Source organism: Leclercia sp. UBA1284, assembly GCF_002308415.1.
In the GTDB taxonomy this organism is placed as follows: domain Bacteria; phylum Pseudomonadota; class Gammaproteobacteria; order Enterobacterales; family Enterobacteriaceae; genus Enterobacter; species Enterobacter pneumoniae.
Window position 1 is genome coordinate 1,088,878 of the sequence record NZ_DBUS01000006.1, and the last position, 15,177, is coordinate 1,104,054.

Annotated in this window: 14 protein-coding genes and 2 tRNA genes; 9 read left to right on the forward strand and 7 right to left on the reverse strand. The window is 56.6% G+C overall.

The window, feature by feature from the left end; translation table 11 throughout:
• Positions 1-12: 12 nt before the first annotated feature.
• The 5 genes from tssF to B3511_RS08480 are packed head-to-tail and all read left to right on the forward strand — an operon-like array spanning position 13 to position 5,160.
• On the forward strand, positions 13-1,776 hold the full coding sequence (tssF, locus tag B3511_RS08460; protein WP_286781728.1) for a type VI secretion system baseplate subunit TssF: 1,764 nt from the start codon (positions 13-15) through the stop codon (positions 1,774-1,776).
• Positions 1,776-2,831, forward strand: a complete 1,056-nt coding sequence (gene tssG / locus B3511_RS08465) for a type VI secretion system baseplate subunit TssG (protein ID WP_286783669.1) — start codon at positions 1,776-1,778, stop codon at positions 2,829-2,831. The genes tssF and tssG overlap by 1 nt, the downstream gene beginning before the upstream one ends.
• On the forward strand, positions 2,812-3,348 hold the full coding sequence (tssJ, locus tag B3511_RS08470) for a type VI secretion system lipoprotein TssJ (RefSeq protein WP_286781730.1): 537 nt from the start codon (positions 2,812-2,814) through the stop codon (positions 3,346-3,348). The genes tssG and tssJ overlap by 20 nt, the downstream gene beginning before the upstream one ends.
• Position 3,349: 1 nt before the next feature.
• On the forward strand, positions 3,350-3,793 hold the full coding sequence (tssE, locus tag B3511_RS08475; protein ID WP_286781732.1) for a type VI secretion system baseplate subunit TssE: 444 nt from the start codon (positions 3,350-3,352) through the stop codon (positions 3,791-3,793).
• 23 nt (positions 3,794-3,816) lie between these two features.
• Complete coding sequence (locus B3511_RS08480) at positions 3,817-5,160, forward strand: VasL domain-containing protein (protein WP_286781734.1); 1,344 nt, start codon at positions 3,817-3,819, stop codon at positions 5,158-5,160.
• A 271-nt stretch (positions 5,161-5,431) separates the two neighbouring features.
• Here B3511_RS08480 and B3511_RS08485 read toward each other — a convergent pair.
• The 3 genes from B3511_RS08485 to mdtK form a co-directional block, all read right to left on the reverse strand.
• Positions 5,432-5,508: transfer RNA gene (locus B3511_RS08485), tRNA-Val, on the reverse strand.
• 10 nt (positions 5,509-5,518) lie between these two features.
• Positions 5,519-5,595: transfer RNA gene (locus B3511_RS08490), tRNA-Val, on the reverse strand.
• 151 nt (positions 5,596-5,746) lie between these two features.
• Positions 5,747-7,120, reverse strand: a complete 1,374-nt coding sequence (gene mdtK, locus B3511_RS08495) for an MdtK family multidrug efflux MATE transporter (protein ID WP_212477978.1) — start codon at positions 7,118-7,120, stop codon at positions 5,747-5,749.
• A gap of 226 nt (positions 7,121-7,346) precedes the next feature.
• Between mdtK and B3511_RS08500 the strand changes: the two genes are divergently transcribed.
• Entirely contained in the window at positions 7,347-7,988 is a 642-nt protein-coding gene (locus tag B3511_RS08500) for a riboflavin synthase (RefSeq protein WP_046885965.1), read from the forward strand.
• 29 nt (positions 7,989-8,017) lie between these two features.
• Here the strand turns inward: B3511_RS08500 and cfa are convergent, their stop codons facing one another.
• Together cfa and punC are read right to left on the reverse strand one after the other, a co-directional pair.
• Positions 8,018-9,166 carry a cyclopropane fatty acyl phospholipid synthase gene (gene cfa, locus B3511_RS08505; protein WP_286781737.1) on the reverse strand — a complete coding sequence of 383 codons (1,149 nt, stop codon included), beginning with the start codon at positions 9,164-9,166 and terminating at the stop codon, positions 8,018-8,020.
• A gap of 296 nt (positions 9,167-9,462) precedes the next feature.
• Positions 9,463-10,659, reverse strand: coding sequence for a purine nucleoside transporter PunC (gene punC / locus B3511_RS08510; RefSeq protein ID WP_286781739.1), 1,197 nt, complete (start codon positions 10,657-10,659; stop codon positions 9,463-9,465).
• Between the two features lie 115 nt (positions 10,660-10,774).
• Between punC and punR the strand changes: the two genes are divergently transcribed.
• Positions 10,775-11,707 carry a DNA-binding transcriptional activator PunR gene (gene punR, locus B3511_RS08515; RefSeq protein WP_286781741.1) on the forward strand — a complete coding sequence of 311 codons (933 nt, stop codon included), beginning with the start codon at positions 10,775-10,777 and terminating at the stop codon, positions 11,705-11,707.
• On the opposite strand, the gene purR is transcribed toward punR, so the two are convergent.
• A complete protein-coding gene (gene purR / locus B3511_RS08520) occupies positions 11,704-12,729 on the reverse strand; it encodes an HTH-type transcriptional repressor PurR (RefSeq protein ID WP_040075925.1) in 1,026 nt (341 codons plus the stop codon). The genes punR and purR overlap by 4 nt on opposite strands.
• A 296-nt stretch (positions 12,730-13,025) precedes the next feature.
• Here purR and B3511_RS08525 point away from each other — a divergent pair, with 296 nt between their 5' ends.
• Both B3511_RS08525 and B3511_RS08530 read left to right on the forward strand, forming a co-directional pair.
• Entirely contained in the window at positions 13,026-13,115 is a 90-nt protein-coding gene (locus tag B3511_RS08525) for a YnhF family membrane protein (RefSeq protein WP_040075924.1), read from the forward strand.
• Positions 13,116-13,277: 162 nt separating this feature from the next.
• A complete protein-coding gene (locus B3511_RS08530) occupies positions 13,278-14,444 on the forward strand; it encodes an MFS transporter (protein WP_286781746.1) in 1,167 nt (388 codons plus the stop codon).
• A 37-nt stretch (positions 14,445-14,481) separates the two neighbouring features.
• On the opposite strand, the gene sodB is transcribed toward B3511_RS08530, so the two are convergent.
• On the reverse strand, positions 14,482-15,063 hold the full coding sequence (gene sodB / locus B3511_RS08535; protein WP_212477983.1) for a superoxide dismutase [Fe]: 582 nt from the start codon (positions 15,061-15,063) through the stop codon (positions 14,482-14,484).
• Positions 15,064-15,177 lie beyond the last annotated feature (114 nt).

Here is a 15,177-nt window from a genome sequence, read left to right on the forward strand (position 1 = left end):
GATCTGGAATCTATGGAAGATTTAACCCTGCGTTATTTTGACGCCGAAATGCGCTACTTGCGCGAGGCGGCAAAGGAGTTCGCGCAAACCCACCCGGACCGGGCGGCGATGCTGGATCTTGATAAGGCCGGTACGCCAGACCCGTACGTCGAGCGCCTGTTTGAAGGGTTTGCCTTCTCGATGGGCCGTCTGCGCGAGAAAATTGATGACGACCTGCCGGAGCTGACGGAAGGGCTGGTCAGCATGCTGTGGCCACACTACATGCGCACCATTCCGTCGCTGTCGATTGTGGCGTTCAGCCCGGACGTTGCGGCGATGAAGATGAGCGAAGTCATTCCCGCCGGGCTGGAAATCTCGTCCCGCCCGGTGGGGCAGAAAAATACCGTTTGCCGCTACCGCACCACCCGTGATCTTAGGCTCAACCCGCTGGTGGTGTCAGACGTGGTGATGACCACAGAGCCGGACGGACGTTCAGTCCTGCGGTTACGCTTCACTTGCAGCGGCCAGGCCGACTGGTCGCAGGTCGATCTGCGCCGACTGCCGTTGTATCTCGGGGAAGAGGTCGTGACGGGCAGCGCCCTGCACCTGTGGCTGACCAAACGCCAGGCCAGCCTTTACCTGCGTTTGCCGGGGCAGACGGATCGCATCGCGCTCGACGGTTACTTCTCGCCAGGCGGCTTTGGCGATGAAGACGGCCTGTGGCCTAAAGCGGGCAGTGCGTTTAGCGGGTATCAGCTGCTGCTGGAGTATTTCACGTTCCGTGAAAAATTTATGTTCGTGCACCTTAACGGCCTGGAAAACATCACACTGCCGTCGGGGACAGAACATGTTGATATCGAAGTGGTGTTCAGCCAGGTCTGGCAGAGCGATTTGCCGGTGACCCGCGACACCCTGCGCCTGCACTGCGTTCCGGTGATTAACCTGTTCATGCTTGAGGCCGATCCGCTGACTATCAGCGGGCTGGAAAGCGAGTATCTGCTGCGTCCGAAGCGCCTGCAGGACGGGCACACCGAGATTTACTCCGTTGACAGCGTTACCGGCTCCGGGCGTACCGGGGATGCGCGCTATGTGCCGTTCACCAGCTTCCGTCATCAGGGCGGGATGATGCGCCGCCACGCGCCGGAACGCTATTTCCACACTCGCGTGAAGCGGGGCGTGAACGGCATGCACGATACCTGGCTGATCCTCGGCGGCCAGCAGTGGGAGGCTGACCGGGAAATAGCCCGGGAAACCGTGTCGTTGCGTATCACCGGCACCAACGGCCAGCTGCCGCGCCGGGCGCTGCAAAGCACGCTGCTTGACCGCTGTGAACAGGTCTCCGAAACGCCGCTAATCGTGCGCAACCTGTGTAAGCCGACGCTCCCGGCCTACCCTCCTGCGGAAGATCGTTTCCACTGGCGGGTGATGAGCCATCTGGGAACCCGCTTTCTGAATATGATGAGCAGCGCGGATGTGCTGCGCGGCACGCTGTCGCTCTATAACTGGCGGGACGATGAGTTAAACAACCGTCGCCTGGACGCCATTCTGGACGTCAGGCACCACCGTATTCAGCGTTTCGAAGAGGGGTTTCTGCTGCGGGGTCTGGACGTGGAAGTGACGCTCGACAGCAACGGCTTTACGGGTGAAGGCGACATCCACCTGTTTGGTGAAATGCTCAACCGCTTTTTTGCCCTGTACGCCGACATGAACCAGTTTAACCAGCTCACGCTGAGTGTTCAGCCTGAAGGGAAGTGTATCCGGTGGAAAGAGAATCACAGTCCGCGCCTGCCCGGATGATGGAAAGGGTACGGCCCCAACTGCCGTACATGAATTTTTACCGCTTCTGCCGGTTGCTTGAACAGAGTCAACCGGATGCGCCGGTGCCTGGCAGCGACTGGCAGCCACGTCAGGAGCCTGTCCGTTTCCGCCCGCATCCGGGGATGGGGTTCCCGGCCAGTGAAATCAGGGGACTGACGGAGCCGGAACCTGAACATACGCATCTGCCGCCATCGGTCAATATCACCTTTATGGGCCTGTACGGCGTCGAATCGCCGCTGCCGACGCACTATATCGACGATATCGCCCAGCGGCGGGAGGGAGTTGAAGCCACACGCGATTTTCTCGATATCTTCAACCATCGGCTGATCGCCCAGTATTACCGTATCTGGCGTAAGTATTCTTATCCGGCGACTTTTGAGGCGGGCGGCACTGACAATACCTCGCAGTATCTGCTTGGGCTGGCGGGGCTGGGGATACCCGGTTGTGCGGACAATACCGCCACGCCGCTGTCGCGCTTTCTGGCGCTGATGCCGGTCATGTTGCTACCGGGGCGCACGGCGGAGGGGATCGCTGCGCTGGTTCAACTCCTGGCACCGGATACCCGAGCGACGGTGTATCCCCACGACCGTTGCCGCATCGAGTTGAAGCATCCGCTCACCATGAGTACGCAGCGACCGATTGGCCTGCGGCTTCGTCCTGTCATGGGCACGCACGGGACGGACGTGAATGGTCAGGTGCTGTTGCAATTGACCTCAGATAACCCCGACGAGGTGCGCGGCTGGCTACCCGGCGGGGAGTTGCACGGCGATCTGATGGCGCTGCTGCATGTCTATCTGGGATCACATCTGGACGTGCGGATGCAGCTGTGCGTGGCGCGGCATCTGCTGCCGGATGCCCGTCTGGCGTGCCATGACGACCAGAGGGGGCAGCTCGGACGGACGGCGGTACTGCGGCCGCTCAATGCGCAGCAAAACAACAATGACGTTATCACCATTCACCTGGGCCGTTATCAGCGCGTTCAGGAAAATATTCACCGAAGGGAGAGCGATGAAGATGGCGATTACCGCTGGTAATACCACTGCGACGCTGCTGGCATTAACACTCGCCACGGCCTTAACCGGCTGCGGGCTGACGCAAACGGTAAAAGACGGGACGGTCGCAATGACCCGCTCCATTTTTTACAAACAGGTTAAAACCCTGCATCTGGATATTCAGGCGCGCTCGGGGGTAAATAACAACGCGAAAGGGGCGTCGCTGGCGACGGTCGTACGCATTTACCAGCTGAAAGACCGCAAGGCATTCGACAGCACCGATTATCCGTCGCTGTTTGCCGATGACAGCCAGGCCATTAAAGTTGACCTGGTGGCCGAAAAAGATATCCGTCTTCGTCCGGGAGAATCCGTAACGCTGGACATGCCGCTGGAAGAGGCGGCACAGTTCGTCGCGGTGGCGGGGATGTTTATGTCGCCGGACCAGGCGAACGATACATGGCGTCTGGTCCTCACCCGCGACGACCTCGACCCGGATAAACCCCGCATTATTGAAGCCAGCAATAACCGCCTGACCCTGCAACCGCTTAAGGAGGACTGAAATGCCACGTCCGTCTCTGTATGAAACGCTTTTCGGCAACTTCGTCGGCGGCCTCGACCTGGACAGCGTCGGCGAGGAGAACCAACTCATCCTGTCGGTGCTGGACAACATGCAGCGCATTCTCAATTGCCGCGCCGGGACGCTGGCACATCTGCCGGACTACGGCCTGCCGGATATGACCAAAATCCTCCAGGGGATGCCCGGCACCGCGCACCAGCTGATCGCGACGCTCTCCGCCGTGCTGCTGAAATACGAGCCGCGCCTGAGCAAAATCACCGTAGTGATGCTGGATCAGCGGCAGCCTGGCGAGCTGCGCTACGCCATTGATGCGGAACTAAAGGGCATCGGACTGGTGCGCTACGGTACCGAGTTTATGCCGGAAGGCAGGGTCTTAATCCGCCATCTTAAACAGCAGCAGTACCTGAACGCTCGCGCCGCAATTTAACGCTCTTTCTGTCGGAAATGACTATGCCAACCTTTCCTGAACGCCACCTCAAAACCGGTGGCGATCCGCGCACGCTTGCGGATTATGTTGCCCTGCGCGATGAAATCAACAAACTGACCCATCCGGCGCGCCCGGATGTCGACTGGATTTATATCGAGAAACGCTGCCTTTCGCTGTTTGAGCATAATGGTGTCGAGTTGCAGACCGCCGCCTGGTATACGCTTGCCCGTACGCATAATGCCGGGTTGTCCGGCATGAACGAGGGGTTAACGGTTCTGATGGCGCTGGTCTCCTGGCAGTGGGAGCACCTCTGGCCGCATCCTGCTAATGCGCGAGTGGAAGTCCTCAGCACGCTCAGTAAACGACTTCAACAGGGGATGCGCACCCTGACCCTGACATACACCGACCTCAGTCAAATGTACCAGGTCGAATCGCATCTGAAAGCGCTGGAAGAGGTATTGCTGCGCCGGGAATTAAATCATGGCGGTCATCTGACTGCGCTGCGCACGTTACTGCATAACGCGGTGATACGGCTGGAAAAGAGCGATGGTGCGACCGGGGCGGTTTACCCCTCTCCCGTTGCCGAGCCGGGTGACGTAGAGCCCCCCGCTCGCGACAGTAAACCAACAGATCCTGTGAAAAGGGTCTACGTCGTACAGCCGGAGCCGCAACCTCATATCGAGTATGCGCGCGCCTCCTCACAAGCCGCAAAGTGGTGGAGGCCATTTATCGCCGGAATGCTGACCATGCTGGTCATGGCAGGCGGCACCGTAGGCGGATGGCAGGCGATGCGCCAGCCGGATCCTCTACAGGCGCAGCTTGCCGCCTCGCTGGCACCCTTGCCCGTCGCGCTTGCTCCGGCGCAGTTGAAGACGTTGCCGCAGAGCTTGCTGTTGCCGGAAAGGGGGATTAGCCAGACGAAGCAGCAATTAGCAAGGCTGGGGCAATTAGAGCCGGACTGGGCCTTCAGCTATAGCCGACAGCTGGTGCAGCAGGCGCTGACGCTGTGGCCTGAGCAGGCAAAACCGCTGGCGACGCAGTGGCAGCAGCAGGTTGCGGCACAGGCGTTACCCACGACCGGCCTGAACGGCTGGTATCAGGGGATGACGGGGCTACAGAACCTGGCGAACCAGCTCAATGCACTGGATGAAAAGCGCGGCAAGTATATGACCGTCAGCGAACTTAAAACGCAGGTGTTTGCCATTATGCAGTCGTTTAACCGCGCCATTCCGGCAGAAGAACAGCTGCGCCAGCTCTCTGTCTTACCCGAAGGCGAACCGTGGCCTGCGGCGCAGCAGAGCCTGACGGAGCAGCATCTGCAACAACTTAATGCTCGTTACGGCCTGCTGAAACAGGCAAAGCCATAATAGCCGTTCAGCACAGGGGATGAATGTGTCAGCCAGAGAGCGAATGTGAGAATGTGATCATGACGGAGGCCTGTTTTTTCGACGCCATTGAACGCCTGGCCTGAGTGTGACAACGCTTTGGGGGAGGCAAGATTGTCGTCGCAACCGTTGGGGGGGGTAGCTAATCAGCAAAACGGGCAGGGGAGAGCAGGTTAACCCTTCGCTACAGGATAAGCTAAAGACATTACAAGGTTTAAGGTAAAAAGCTGGGAATGAACGAGATAAAACAGAATGGTGCGTCCGAGTGGACTCGAACCACCGACCCCCACCATGTCAAGGTGGTGCTCTAACCAACTGAGCTACGGACGCACTGAAGAGATGGTGCGTTCAATTGGACTCGAACCAACGACCCCCACCATGTCAAGGTGGTGCTCTAACCAACTGAGCTATGAACGCATTGTTGTGTGTGACAACGGGGTCGAATATTAGCGGCAGAGGCGGGAGGTGGCAAGAGGTAAACTGCAAATTTCTTTCGGATTTCACGCGATTGCTTCATTCCCGCGCAAAATGAAGAGAAAGTAGCCGCCCGCAGGCGGCTTCTGTGCACTTAGCGGGCGGCGCGCTGTAAAATCACCTGGGACGGTTGGCGCTGCAGGTGACGCATTCGCAGCATCATCATAATGGCCGCTGAGGTTAACCCGATGATAAAGCCCATCCAGAATCCGGCAGGCCCCATCCGATCCACCACCAGATCGGTGAGCGCGAGAATGTAGCCGGTCGGCAAGCCCAAAACCCAGTAGGCAATAAAGGTAATAAAGAAAATAGAACGCGTATCTTTATAACCCCGCAGCACACCGCTGCCTATCACCTGAATAGAGTCCGAGATCTGATAAATCGCTGCCAGCAGCATCAGATGTGAGGCCAGGGTGATAACCTCCGGGTTATCGTTATAAAGCAGGGCAATCTGCTCGCGCAGGGTAATGGTGAAAAGGGCGGTGAAAACCGCCATACATACGCCCACGCCAATGCCGGTACGCGCCGCCGTTTGCGCCTCCAGCGTGGATCCCTGGCCAAGACGGAAGCCCACCCGGATAGTCACCGCCGCGGCCAGCGACAGCGGCATCACGAACATCAATGAACTGAAGTTCAGCGCAATCTGGTGACCAGCCACGTCCACGATCCCGAGCGGCGAAACCAGCAGGGCGACAACCGCGAACAGCGTCACTTCGAAAAAGAGCGCCAGTGCGATAGGCAGGCCCAGTTGTATCAGGCGAATCATGATGGCTTTATCCGGCTTGCTAAACGGCACTTCATGGCGAATATCACGCATCGAACGGGCACGCTTCACGTAGGAAATCATGCTGAAGAACATCACCCAGTAGACCGCCGCGGTGGCGACGCCACAGCCCACACCGCCAAGTTCAGGCATACCAAAATGGCCATAAATAAAGACGTAGTTCACCGGAATGTTCACCAACAACCCGATAAAGCCCATCACCATGCCCGGTTTGGTTTTTGCCAGCCCTTCACACTGGTTACGAGCCACCTGGAAGAAGAGATAGCCGGGTGTTCCCCAGAGCAGAGCCCGCAAATAGCCCACCGCTTTATCTGCCAGGGCCGGGTCGATATTGCGCATCGCATGAATGATATACCCCGCGTTCCACAGTACCACCATGATCAAGAGCGAGACAAAGCCCGCCAGCCAGAACCCCTGACGTACCTGATGCGCGATGCGGTCCCGGCGTCCGGATCCATTTAACTGGGCGATGACCGGCGTTAATGCCAATAGCAGGCCGTGACCAAATAAAATGGCCGGCAGCCAGATAGAGGTGCCGATGGCGACGGCGGCCATATCGGTGGCGCTGTAGCCTCCCGCCATCACTGTATCGACAAAACCCATCGAGGTCTGGGCAATTTGCGCGAGTATCACCGGGATCGCCAGGGCTAATAACTGACGCGCTTCACTCATGTACTTCTGCACGTGAACACCTTTGATATTGTTGTTATTTGAGAGACTAAAAAAGCCGCCGTAACTGGCAGCAAGAAGAAGAAATAGAGGGAATTTCAGCTATTGTAGCGGGGTTTAGCCATTTATCTAGTGAAAAAAACGTCAGATAGGGCAGGGTGCTGGCAACCTCTATTTCCAACTGTTATTGTGATGCGATTAACGGTGGAATCACCGTACCGATCCTGGAGGAGTTGTACGCATGTTTACTGGTATTGTGCAGGGCACCGCAAAACTGGTGTCTATCGATGAAAAACCGAACTTCCGTACCCACGTCGTGGCGCTGCCCGACACCATGCTTGACGGGCTGGAGACGGGGGCATCGGTTGCACACAACGGTTGCTGTCTGACGGTAACTGAGATCAACGGCAATCTGATCAGCTTTGACCTGATGAAAGAGACGCTGCGCATTACCAACCTGGGTGAGCTGGTGGAAGGCGACTGGGTGAACGTCGAGCGCGCTGCGAAATTCAGCGACGAGATTGGCGGCCACCTGATGTCTGGCCATATTATGACTACCGCCGAGATTTCTAAGATCCTTACCTCTGAAAACAATCGTCAGATCTGGTTCAAGGTACAGGACCCGACGCTGATGAAGTACATCCTCTATAAAGGCTTTATCGGCGTAGATGGTATTAGCCTGACCGTGGGTGAAGTGACCCCAACCCGCTTCTGCGTGCACTTAATCCCGGAAACTTTGCAACGCACCACGCTTGCGAATAAAAAACTGGGCCATCGTGTCAATATTGAAATCGATCCGCAAACCCAGGCGGTGGTTGACACCGTAGAGCGCGTCCTGGCGGCAAAAGAGGCAGCCATAAAACAGGCTGTTGATGAAGCATAAAAAAATACCCCGGCAAGCCGGGGTATTTTTTAACGGGCGACCCGCAGGCCGTGTTCAACGCCGCGGCTAAAGACCACCTGCCACAGCTGAATATCACGCGCGCGAAAAGCCCCTGCACAGGCATTCAGATAATAGCTGAACATCCGTTTAAACCGTTCTGAATAGTTGTCCGCAATTTCCGGCCAGCTGGCGAGGAAACGCGAATACCATGCCATTAGCGTGGTATCGTAATCTGCGCCGAAATTATGCCAGTCTTCCATCACGAAGTGCGGTTCGCTGGCAGTAGCAATCTGGCGTACAGAGGGTAAACAGCCATTCGGAAAGATGTATTTGTTGATCCAGGGATCCACCTTCAGGTCCGTTTTTTTCGAGCCGATGGTATGCAGCAGAAATAACCCGTCAGGTTTAAGGTTACGATCGACCACTTCAAAATAGGTGCGGTAGTTCTTGGGCCCCACGTGCTCGAACATCCCTACCGAAACGATGCGGTCAAACTGATCGCGCAGTTCACGGTAATCCTGCAGTAAAATCGTGACATCCAGCCCCTCACACCGCGCCTGTGCCATTTTTTGCTGCTCAGCAGAGATAGTCACCCCGACGACGCTCACGCCATAGTGCTGCGCCATATACTGGGCCAGCCCACCCCAGCCGCAACCGATATCCAGCACCCTCATGCCGGGCTCCAGCTGCAATTTCTGGCAAATAAGCTGCAGTTTATCCTGCTGGGCTTGTTCAAGAGAGTCTGCCTCTTTCCAGTAACCGCAGGAATACTGCATAAAGGGGTCAAGCATGCGGGTAAAGAGATCGTTTCCGAGGTCGTAATGTTCCTTTCCGACGATCCAGGCGCGTTTTTTGCTTTGAAGGTTGAGCAGGCGGGCAGTGGCAATGCGCAGCGTATCTTTCAGATGACTGGGTAACTGATTTTCCAGTCCGGCGCGGAGAACGCGAGTGAAAAAGATATCCAGCCGTTCGCACTCCCACCAGCCGTCCATATAACTCTCGCCAAGACCCAGCGAACCTTCCCGCATGACACGTTTGAAAAAGTCCGGGTGTTTGACCTGAATATCAGAGGGGGCCGTGCCGTTAATCGCGATGCCCGCGCGGCTTAGCATTTCATTGACGATCCGGAACCAGTTGTCGTCCCGGATGGTGACTTCTTCTATACACGATGAACTCATAGCTTCTCCATCACTCGCTGTGATCAGAACCTTTAAACAGCGTAGACGCTCTTTTGGTTTGTGAGAAATCTCACGGCTTTCCCGCGAGGCTAGTATCCGACGTAGAACAGAGGAAGGGAGGTGACCCTTGCCGAAAGGCCTTCCATGGTGAAACGGGAGCTCTCCGGCTCCCGTTACTACATAATAAGTATCGTTATTATTAGACCGCGAACTCAGTATAGGCCTGAAAAAAGCCTCCTTCAACAGAAAGTTGTTAGCAGGCTAATAACTGATTTTTAACATAATGTCTGGCGGCACTATGCCTTTGAGGATTCTGGCTGCAGCGCTTCGTGCTGCTCTGATGCTTTTACATACTGCATCCGATAGCCCAGCCCCGCCAGCGCCACGGTGGCCAGCATCACGCTGGTGGTCGTCAGCAGCGGTGTCGCAATAAGCCAGGAGACAAGCAGGCTCGCCAGGAAACAGAGCCCCAGCTGCAATGTATTTTGCAGCGCCGCCGCGCTCCCGGTGGCCTGTGGGAAGGGACGCAACGCCTGCGCTACCACAATCGGGTAGATCGCGCCGTTAGCCACCGCCATCAGACAGAACGGGATCAGCAACTCCACGAGGTTCGCGCCGGGGATAAAACCGACAGCCCAGGTAGCAACCACGCTCAGGGCATACAACACCAGCAGCCATGGCAGCATCTGATGCCCGTGCCATTTTTGCAGGGCTGCGCGGCAACCATAGCCGCCAACCAGAAAGGCGATAGTCTGCGGCACATAGCTCAGGCCAATTACGGCCGGGCTGTAACCCATTTCGTTGAGAATAAACGGCGAACCGGTCAGCCAGGCGAAGAAGCTGGCGGAGCAGGCGGCATAAATCAGCACGTTGCCACGATACGCGCGGGTGCGCAGGAGCGTGGTGAAGGTGACGGGTGCGGCGGCGCTAACATGCTGCACGCTACGGCGTTTAAGGGTGAAGGCCGGAAGCATCAACAACAGCGTAATCGCGAACAAGACGGCAAAGATGGCTTGCCAGTCAAAGTGAGCCAGTAGCCAGCTGCCCAGCAGCGGGGCGAGAGCAGGGGAGAGCCCGACCAGCGGCATAATGGTGGCAAATATACGGTTGGTACGGGACGCCGGATAGTAGTCTGTCACCAGCGCCTGCCAGGTGACCGCCGCAGCACATACGCCCACGGCCTGCACGAATCGTAATACCAGCAGCCAGGTCGCATCGCGCACCCATAGCATGCCGAGGCAGCCGACAGCGAAAATCGCTAAACCGGTCAGCAAGATTGGTTTACGACCAAAGCGATCGGAGAGCGGCCCCCAGAGCAACTGCGCAAAGGCGAAGCCGGCCAGGAACACGCTCAGGCTGGCGCTGATGGCAGCAGCTGGTGTTTGTAAATCTTCCTGCATCGCCGCAAAAGCGGGCAGGTACATATCGGTTGCAAGAAAGCCCAGCACGCTTAAGCCGCCAAGCCAGACTAAAAATCCTTTCCCGGGTGTCACGATGGTATTCCCCATTTTGTATGCAGGTGTGGCAGCCGCTGAGTGTAGAGAGTGCAATACCGCTTGTGAAACGTTAATATTTGGCGGTTGCATTCAAAAAATTTGCAGGCAGAAAATGTGGTCAGAATATTCCCTTGAAGTCGTAGATGCGGTAGCTCGTAACGGCAGCTTTAGCGGCGCAGCGCAAGAGCTGCATCGCGTGCCTTCTGCCATCAGCTATACGGTGCGCCAGCTGGAGGAGTGGCTGGCGGTGCCGCTGTTTGAACGCCGCCACCGTGACGTGGAACTGACCCCGGCAGGGGCATGGTTTTTGAAAGAAGGGCGCTCTGTTATCAAAAAAATGCAGATCACCCGCGAGCAGTGCCAGCAGATTGCGAACGGCTGGCGCGGGCACCTCTCTATCGCCGTGGATAATATCGTCCGCCCCGAGCGTACCCGCCAGATGATCCTCGATTTTTATCGCCACTTTTCTGATGTGGAGCTGCGCGTCTCGCAGGAGGTGTTCAATGGCGTCTGGGATGCGCTGGCCGATGGTCGGGTAGAGATGGCGATCGGCGCGACTCAGGCCATCCCCGTGGGTGGGCGCTGGGCGTTTCGCGATATGGGAACCCTCAGCTGGTACTGCGTGGTGGCAAGCCACCATCCGCTGGCGGCGATGCCAGGGCCGCTCAGCGATGATACCTTGCGCAGCTGGCCCTCGCTGGTGCTGGAAGATACCTCCCGCTCATTACCCAAACGCATTACCTGGCTGCTGGATAACCAGCGGCGAATCGTTGCCCCGGAGTGGGCATCCTCTGCCGATTGCCTCTCTGCCGGGCTCTGCGTGGGGATGGTTCCCGCCCATTTTGCCCGCCCCTGGATCGATGCCGGCAAATGGGTGGCGTTGCAACTTGAGAATCCCTTCCCGGATGCGGCCTGCTGCCTGACATGGCAACAGAATGACATGTCGCCTGCGCTGGCCTGGCTGCTGGATTATCTTGGGGATAGCGAAACGATGAACAGAGAGTGGTTGCGGGAGCCAGACGCGCTGGCTCCGCAGGAGGATTAACGGCGATAATCGCGGAACGGGCCGTCGGCCACCGAGCGGCGTTCAATAAGGCGGGGATGCACTTCAATTGATTGCGACTCTTCTCGCTTATTGACGATGCGATCCAGCAGCATGTTAAACGCGGTTTCACCGAGGAAATCTTTAGGCTGATGGATGGTGGTCAGAGCCGGGGTGAAGAAGCGCGCGTTGCGCACGTTATCATACCCGATCAACGAAATGTCTTGCGGCACCCGCAGTCCCATCTCGTCTGCAGCGCAGAGCGCGCCCATCGCCATCACATCTCCCCCGCAGAACACGGCGGTCGGGCGCGGAGATTGGGAGAGGATCTGCTGCATGGCACGATAGCCGGACTCGGGCTCAAAATCGCCCTGCACAATCCAGTTTTCTGGCACGGTGATCAGCGCCTCTTCCATCGCTTTCATAAACCCAGCCAGACGTCCGGCGCCGGTATTACGCTCCAGCGGGCCGGGGATAACGCCGATTTCACGGTGTCCGCGTTCAATCAGATAACGCCCCGCCATGTAACCCCCCTCGAAGGCGTTATCGATAACGGAGTCGGTAAAGTCAGCTTTCGCTTCACCCCAGTCCATCACCACCATCGGGATATTGCGATACTCTTCCAGCATCGTCAGCACGGGTTCCGGGTACTCTGAACACATCACCAGCAGACCGTCGACACGCTTTTGCGCCATCATCGATAAATAGGCCCGCTGCTTTTCCAGGTTATTCCACGCGTTGCCAAGAATCAGGGTATAGCCCTTCTGGAAGCAGTTTTTCTCCACGGCTTCGATAATCTCGGCAAAGTAGGGCGCTTCGCTACTGGTTGCTAACAAGCCGATAGATTTGGTGTGATTCACTTTCAGGCTGCGAGCGACCGCGCTCGGTGAATAGTGCAGCTCTTTGATCGCCGCCCAGACGGCATTACGCGTCTCTTCAGCGACAAAGCGCGTTTTGTTAATTACATGTGATACGGTTGTAGTGGAAACGTTTGCTCGTTTCGCTACGTCTTTGATTGTTGCCATTAGATGTCACTCCAGACCATATCCTAAACTCCTGAAAAACCGAAAGGTAAACGATTGCCTTCTCTCACCCTAATTGCGCAATCTGAATTGCGGTACGCCGGGAAAACGACACAGGACGTCAGGAGGGGGTCAATGGCCGGTACGCTAATAAATTAAGCCTGGAATTTTGTCTGATCTTGACCAAAAGGGGAAGAGCAAAAACGGATATCGCACTAAATCCTGCAAGATTTTTAGCGTAAATTGTGTAAAAATGAGCAGGCTCACTTTTCGTGGGGGGATTATAAGGAGAAAAATTGATGAATACCGATCTTAAGTTTTCGCTGACAACAACCATCATTGTTCTGGGTCTGATTGTTGCGGCAAGTTTTACCGCGATTCTGCACTGAGTGACTGGGGGGAGTATCACCTCCCTCCTGCCTTTCCTGATTGTTACCCTTCTGGCAAAAATCTTTTGCGCAATTGTTAACTTCTCATTTTTTGTGATTGATGTCATGCTTTCGCCTTCACTGTTCTGTGTCGCATCAAGACACGGTTTCTGGAGTTGACGTATGAAAATCAATTTTCCCCTGCTGGCCCTGGCGATAGGTGCCTTCGGGATTGGCACGACTGAATTCTCTCCCATGGGATTACTCCCGGTCATTGCCCGTGGCGTAGATGTCTCTATCCCGGCGGCGGGGATGCTAATCAGTGCTTACGCCATCGGCGTGATGGTGGGGGCGCCGTTGATGACGCTTCTCCTCTCGCACCGCGCACGCCGCAACGCACTTATTTTCCTGATGGCAATTTTCACCGTCGGCAATGTGCTATCTGCCGTAGCGCCGGATTACTGCACCCTGATGCTCTCGCGCATCCTGACCAGCCTGAATCATGGGGCGTTCTTCGGCCTCGGCTCGGTGGTCGCGGCCAGCGTGGTACCTAAACATAAGCAGGCCAGCGCCGTGGCGACCATGTTTATGGGTCTCACCATCGCCAATATCGGCGGCGTTCCGGCAGCTACCTGGCTGGGGGAAACCATTGGCTGGCGTATGTCTTTCTTCGCCACGGCCGGGTTAGGCATGGTGGCGATGGTCGCCCTCTACTTCTCTTTACCGAAAGGGAGCGCGGGTGAGCGTCCGGAGGTGCGTAAAGAGCTGGCGGTGTTACTGCGTCCGCAAGTGCTTTCCGCGCTGTTAACCACCGTGCTGGGTGCCGGGGCAATGTTTACCCTTTATACCTATATCTCACCGGTGTTGCGCGATATTACCCATGCGACGCCCGCGTTTGTCACCGCCATGCTGGTGTTGATTGGCGTCGGATTTTCCATTGGCAACTATCTGGGCGGCAAGCTGGCGGATCGCTCGGTCACCGCCACGCTGAAAGGCTTTTTACTGCTGTTGATTGTCATCATGCTTGCCATTCCGTGGCTGGCGCGCAGTGAAATTGGTGCAGCCATCAGCATGGTGGTATGGGGTGCCGCTACCTTTGCCGTGGTGCCTCCACTGCAGATGCGGGTGATGCGGGTCGCCAGCGAAGCGCCGGGATTGTCCTCTTCGGTGAATATCGGGGCGTTTAACCTCGGGAATGCGCTTGGTGCGGCAGCGGGTGGTGCGGTCATCTCCAGCGGAATGGGCTACAGCGTGGTTCCAGTGATGGGAGCGGTGATAGCCGGTTTTGGCTTGCTTCTGGTGCTGCTGTCGGGTCGTCGTCAGCCTGAACAGGTCTGCGTTGCGGAGTAGATACTAGCGCAGAAGGGGTGACCCTTCTGCGTTTTCGTTATGCAGCGAAATTCTTCGCCACAAAGTCCCAGTTTACCAGCGCCCAGAAGTGTTCCAGATAGTTCGGGCGCGCGTTACGGTAGTCGATGTAATATGCATGTTCCCATACGTCCACGGTCATCAACGGGGTTGCGCTGGTGGTCAGCGGCGTGCCGGCGTTTGAGGTTGAAACGATGGCCAGTTTGCCGTCGGCCTCTTTCACAAGCCAGGTCCAGCCTGCGCCAAAGTTCTTCACCGCCGCATCGGTAAATTTTGCTTTGAAATCAGCAAAGCTGCCGAAGCTTGCAGCAATCGCCTGCGCCAGTTCACCTGTTGGTTCTCCGCCCGCATTCGGTGCCAGGCAGTGCCAGTAGAAAGTGTGATTCCACACCTGCGCTGCGTTGTTGAAAACGCCCGCTTCGGAAGTCCGAATAATCTCTTCCAGGGATTTGCCTTCGAAAGCCGTACCCGCAATGAGATTGTTCAGGTTCGTGACATAGGTCTGATGATGTTTACCGTAATGGTATTCGAGTGTTTCTGCCGAAATATGAGGTTCCAGCGCCGTTTTTTCGTATGGTAATGCAGGTAATTCGAACGACATTGCTTCACTCCTTATTATAGTTGCGCACCCAATAACCATATTGAGTGTAGGGTTAGGGTATCAAATAGCGGAGTGGGGTTAAAGCGTTGTAAATCCCGCTGCAGTTGCAGCGGG

What these genes read in the sequence shown, in the direction of transcription:
- B3511_RS08480 (WP_286781734.1), top strand. Translation starts at nt 3,817, where the DNA reads ATGCCAACCTTTCCTGAACGCCACCTCAAAACCGGTGGCGATCCGCGC.
- B3511_RS08500 (WP_046885965.1), top strand. Translation starts at nt 7,347, where the DNA reads ATGTTTACTGGTATTGTGCAGGGCACCGCAAAACTGGTGTCTATCGAT.
- tssJ (WP_286781730.1), top strand. Translation starts at nt 2,812, where the DNA reads ATGGCGATTACCGCTGGTAATACCACTGCGACGCTGCTGGCATTAACA.
- tssE (WP_286781732.1), top strand. Translation starts at nt 3,350, where the DNA reads ATGCCACGTCCGTCTCTGTATGAAACGCTTTTCGGCAACTTCGTCGGC.
- sodB (WP_212477983.1), bottom strand. Translation starts at nt 15,063, where the DNA reads ATGTCGTTCGAATTACCTGCATTACCATACGAAAAAACGGCGCTGGAA.
- cfa (WP_286781737.1), bottom strand. Translation starts at nt 9,166, where the DNA reads ATGAGTTCATCGTGTATAGAAGAAGTCACCATCCGGGACGACAACTGG.
- B3511_RS08525 (WP_040075924.1), top strand. Translation starts at nt 13,026, where the DNA reads ATGAATACCGATCTTAAGTTTTCGCTGACAACAACCATCATTGTTCTG.
- punR (WP_286781741.1), top strand. Translation starts at nt 10,775, where the DNA reads ATGTGGTCAGAATATTCCCTTGAAGTCGTAGATGCGGTAGCTCGTAAC.
- tssF (WP_286781728.1), top strand. Translation starts at nt 13, where the DNA reads ATGGAAGATTTAACCCTGCGTTATTTTGACGCCGAAATGCGCTACTTG.
- B3511_RS08530 (WP_286781746.1), top strand. Translation starts at nt 13,278, where the DNA reads ATGAAAATCAATTTTCCCCTGCTGGCCCTGGCGATAGGTGCCTTCGGG.
- tssG (WP_286783669.1), top strand. Translation starts at nt 1,776, where the DNA reads ATGGAAAGGGTACGGCCCCAACTGCCGTACATGAATTTTTACCGCTTC.
- purR (WP_040075925.1), bottom strand. Translation starts at nt 12,729, where the DNA reads ATGGCAACAATCAAAGACGTAGCGAAACGAGCAAACGTTTCCACTACA.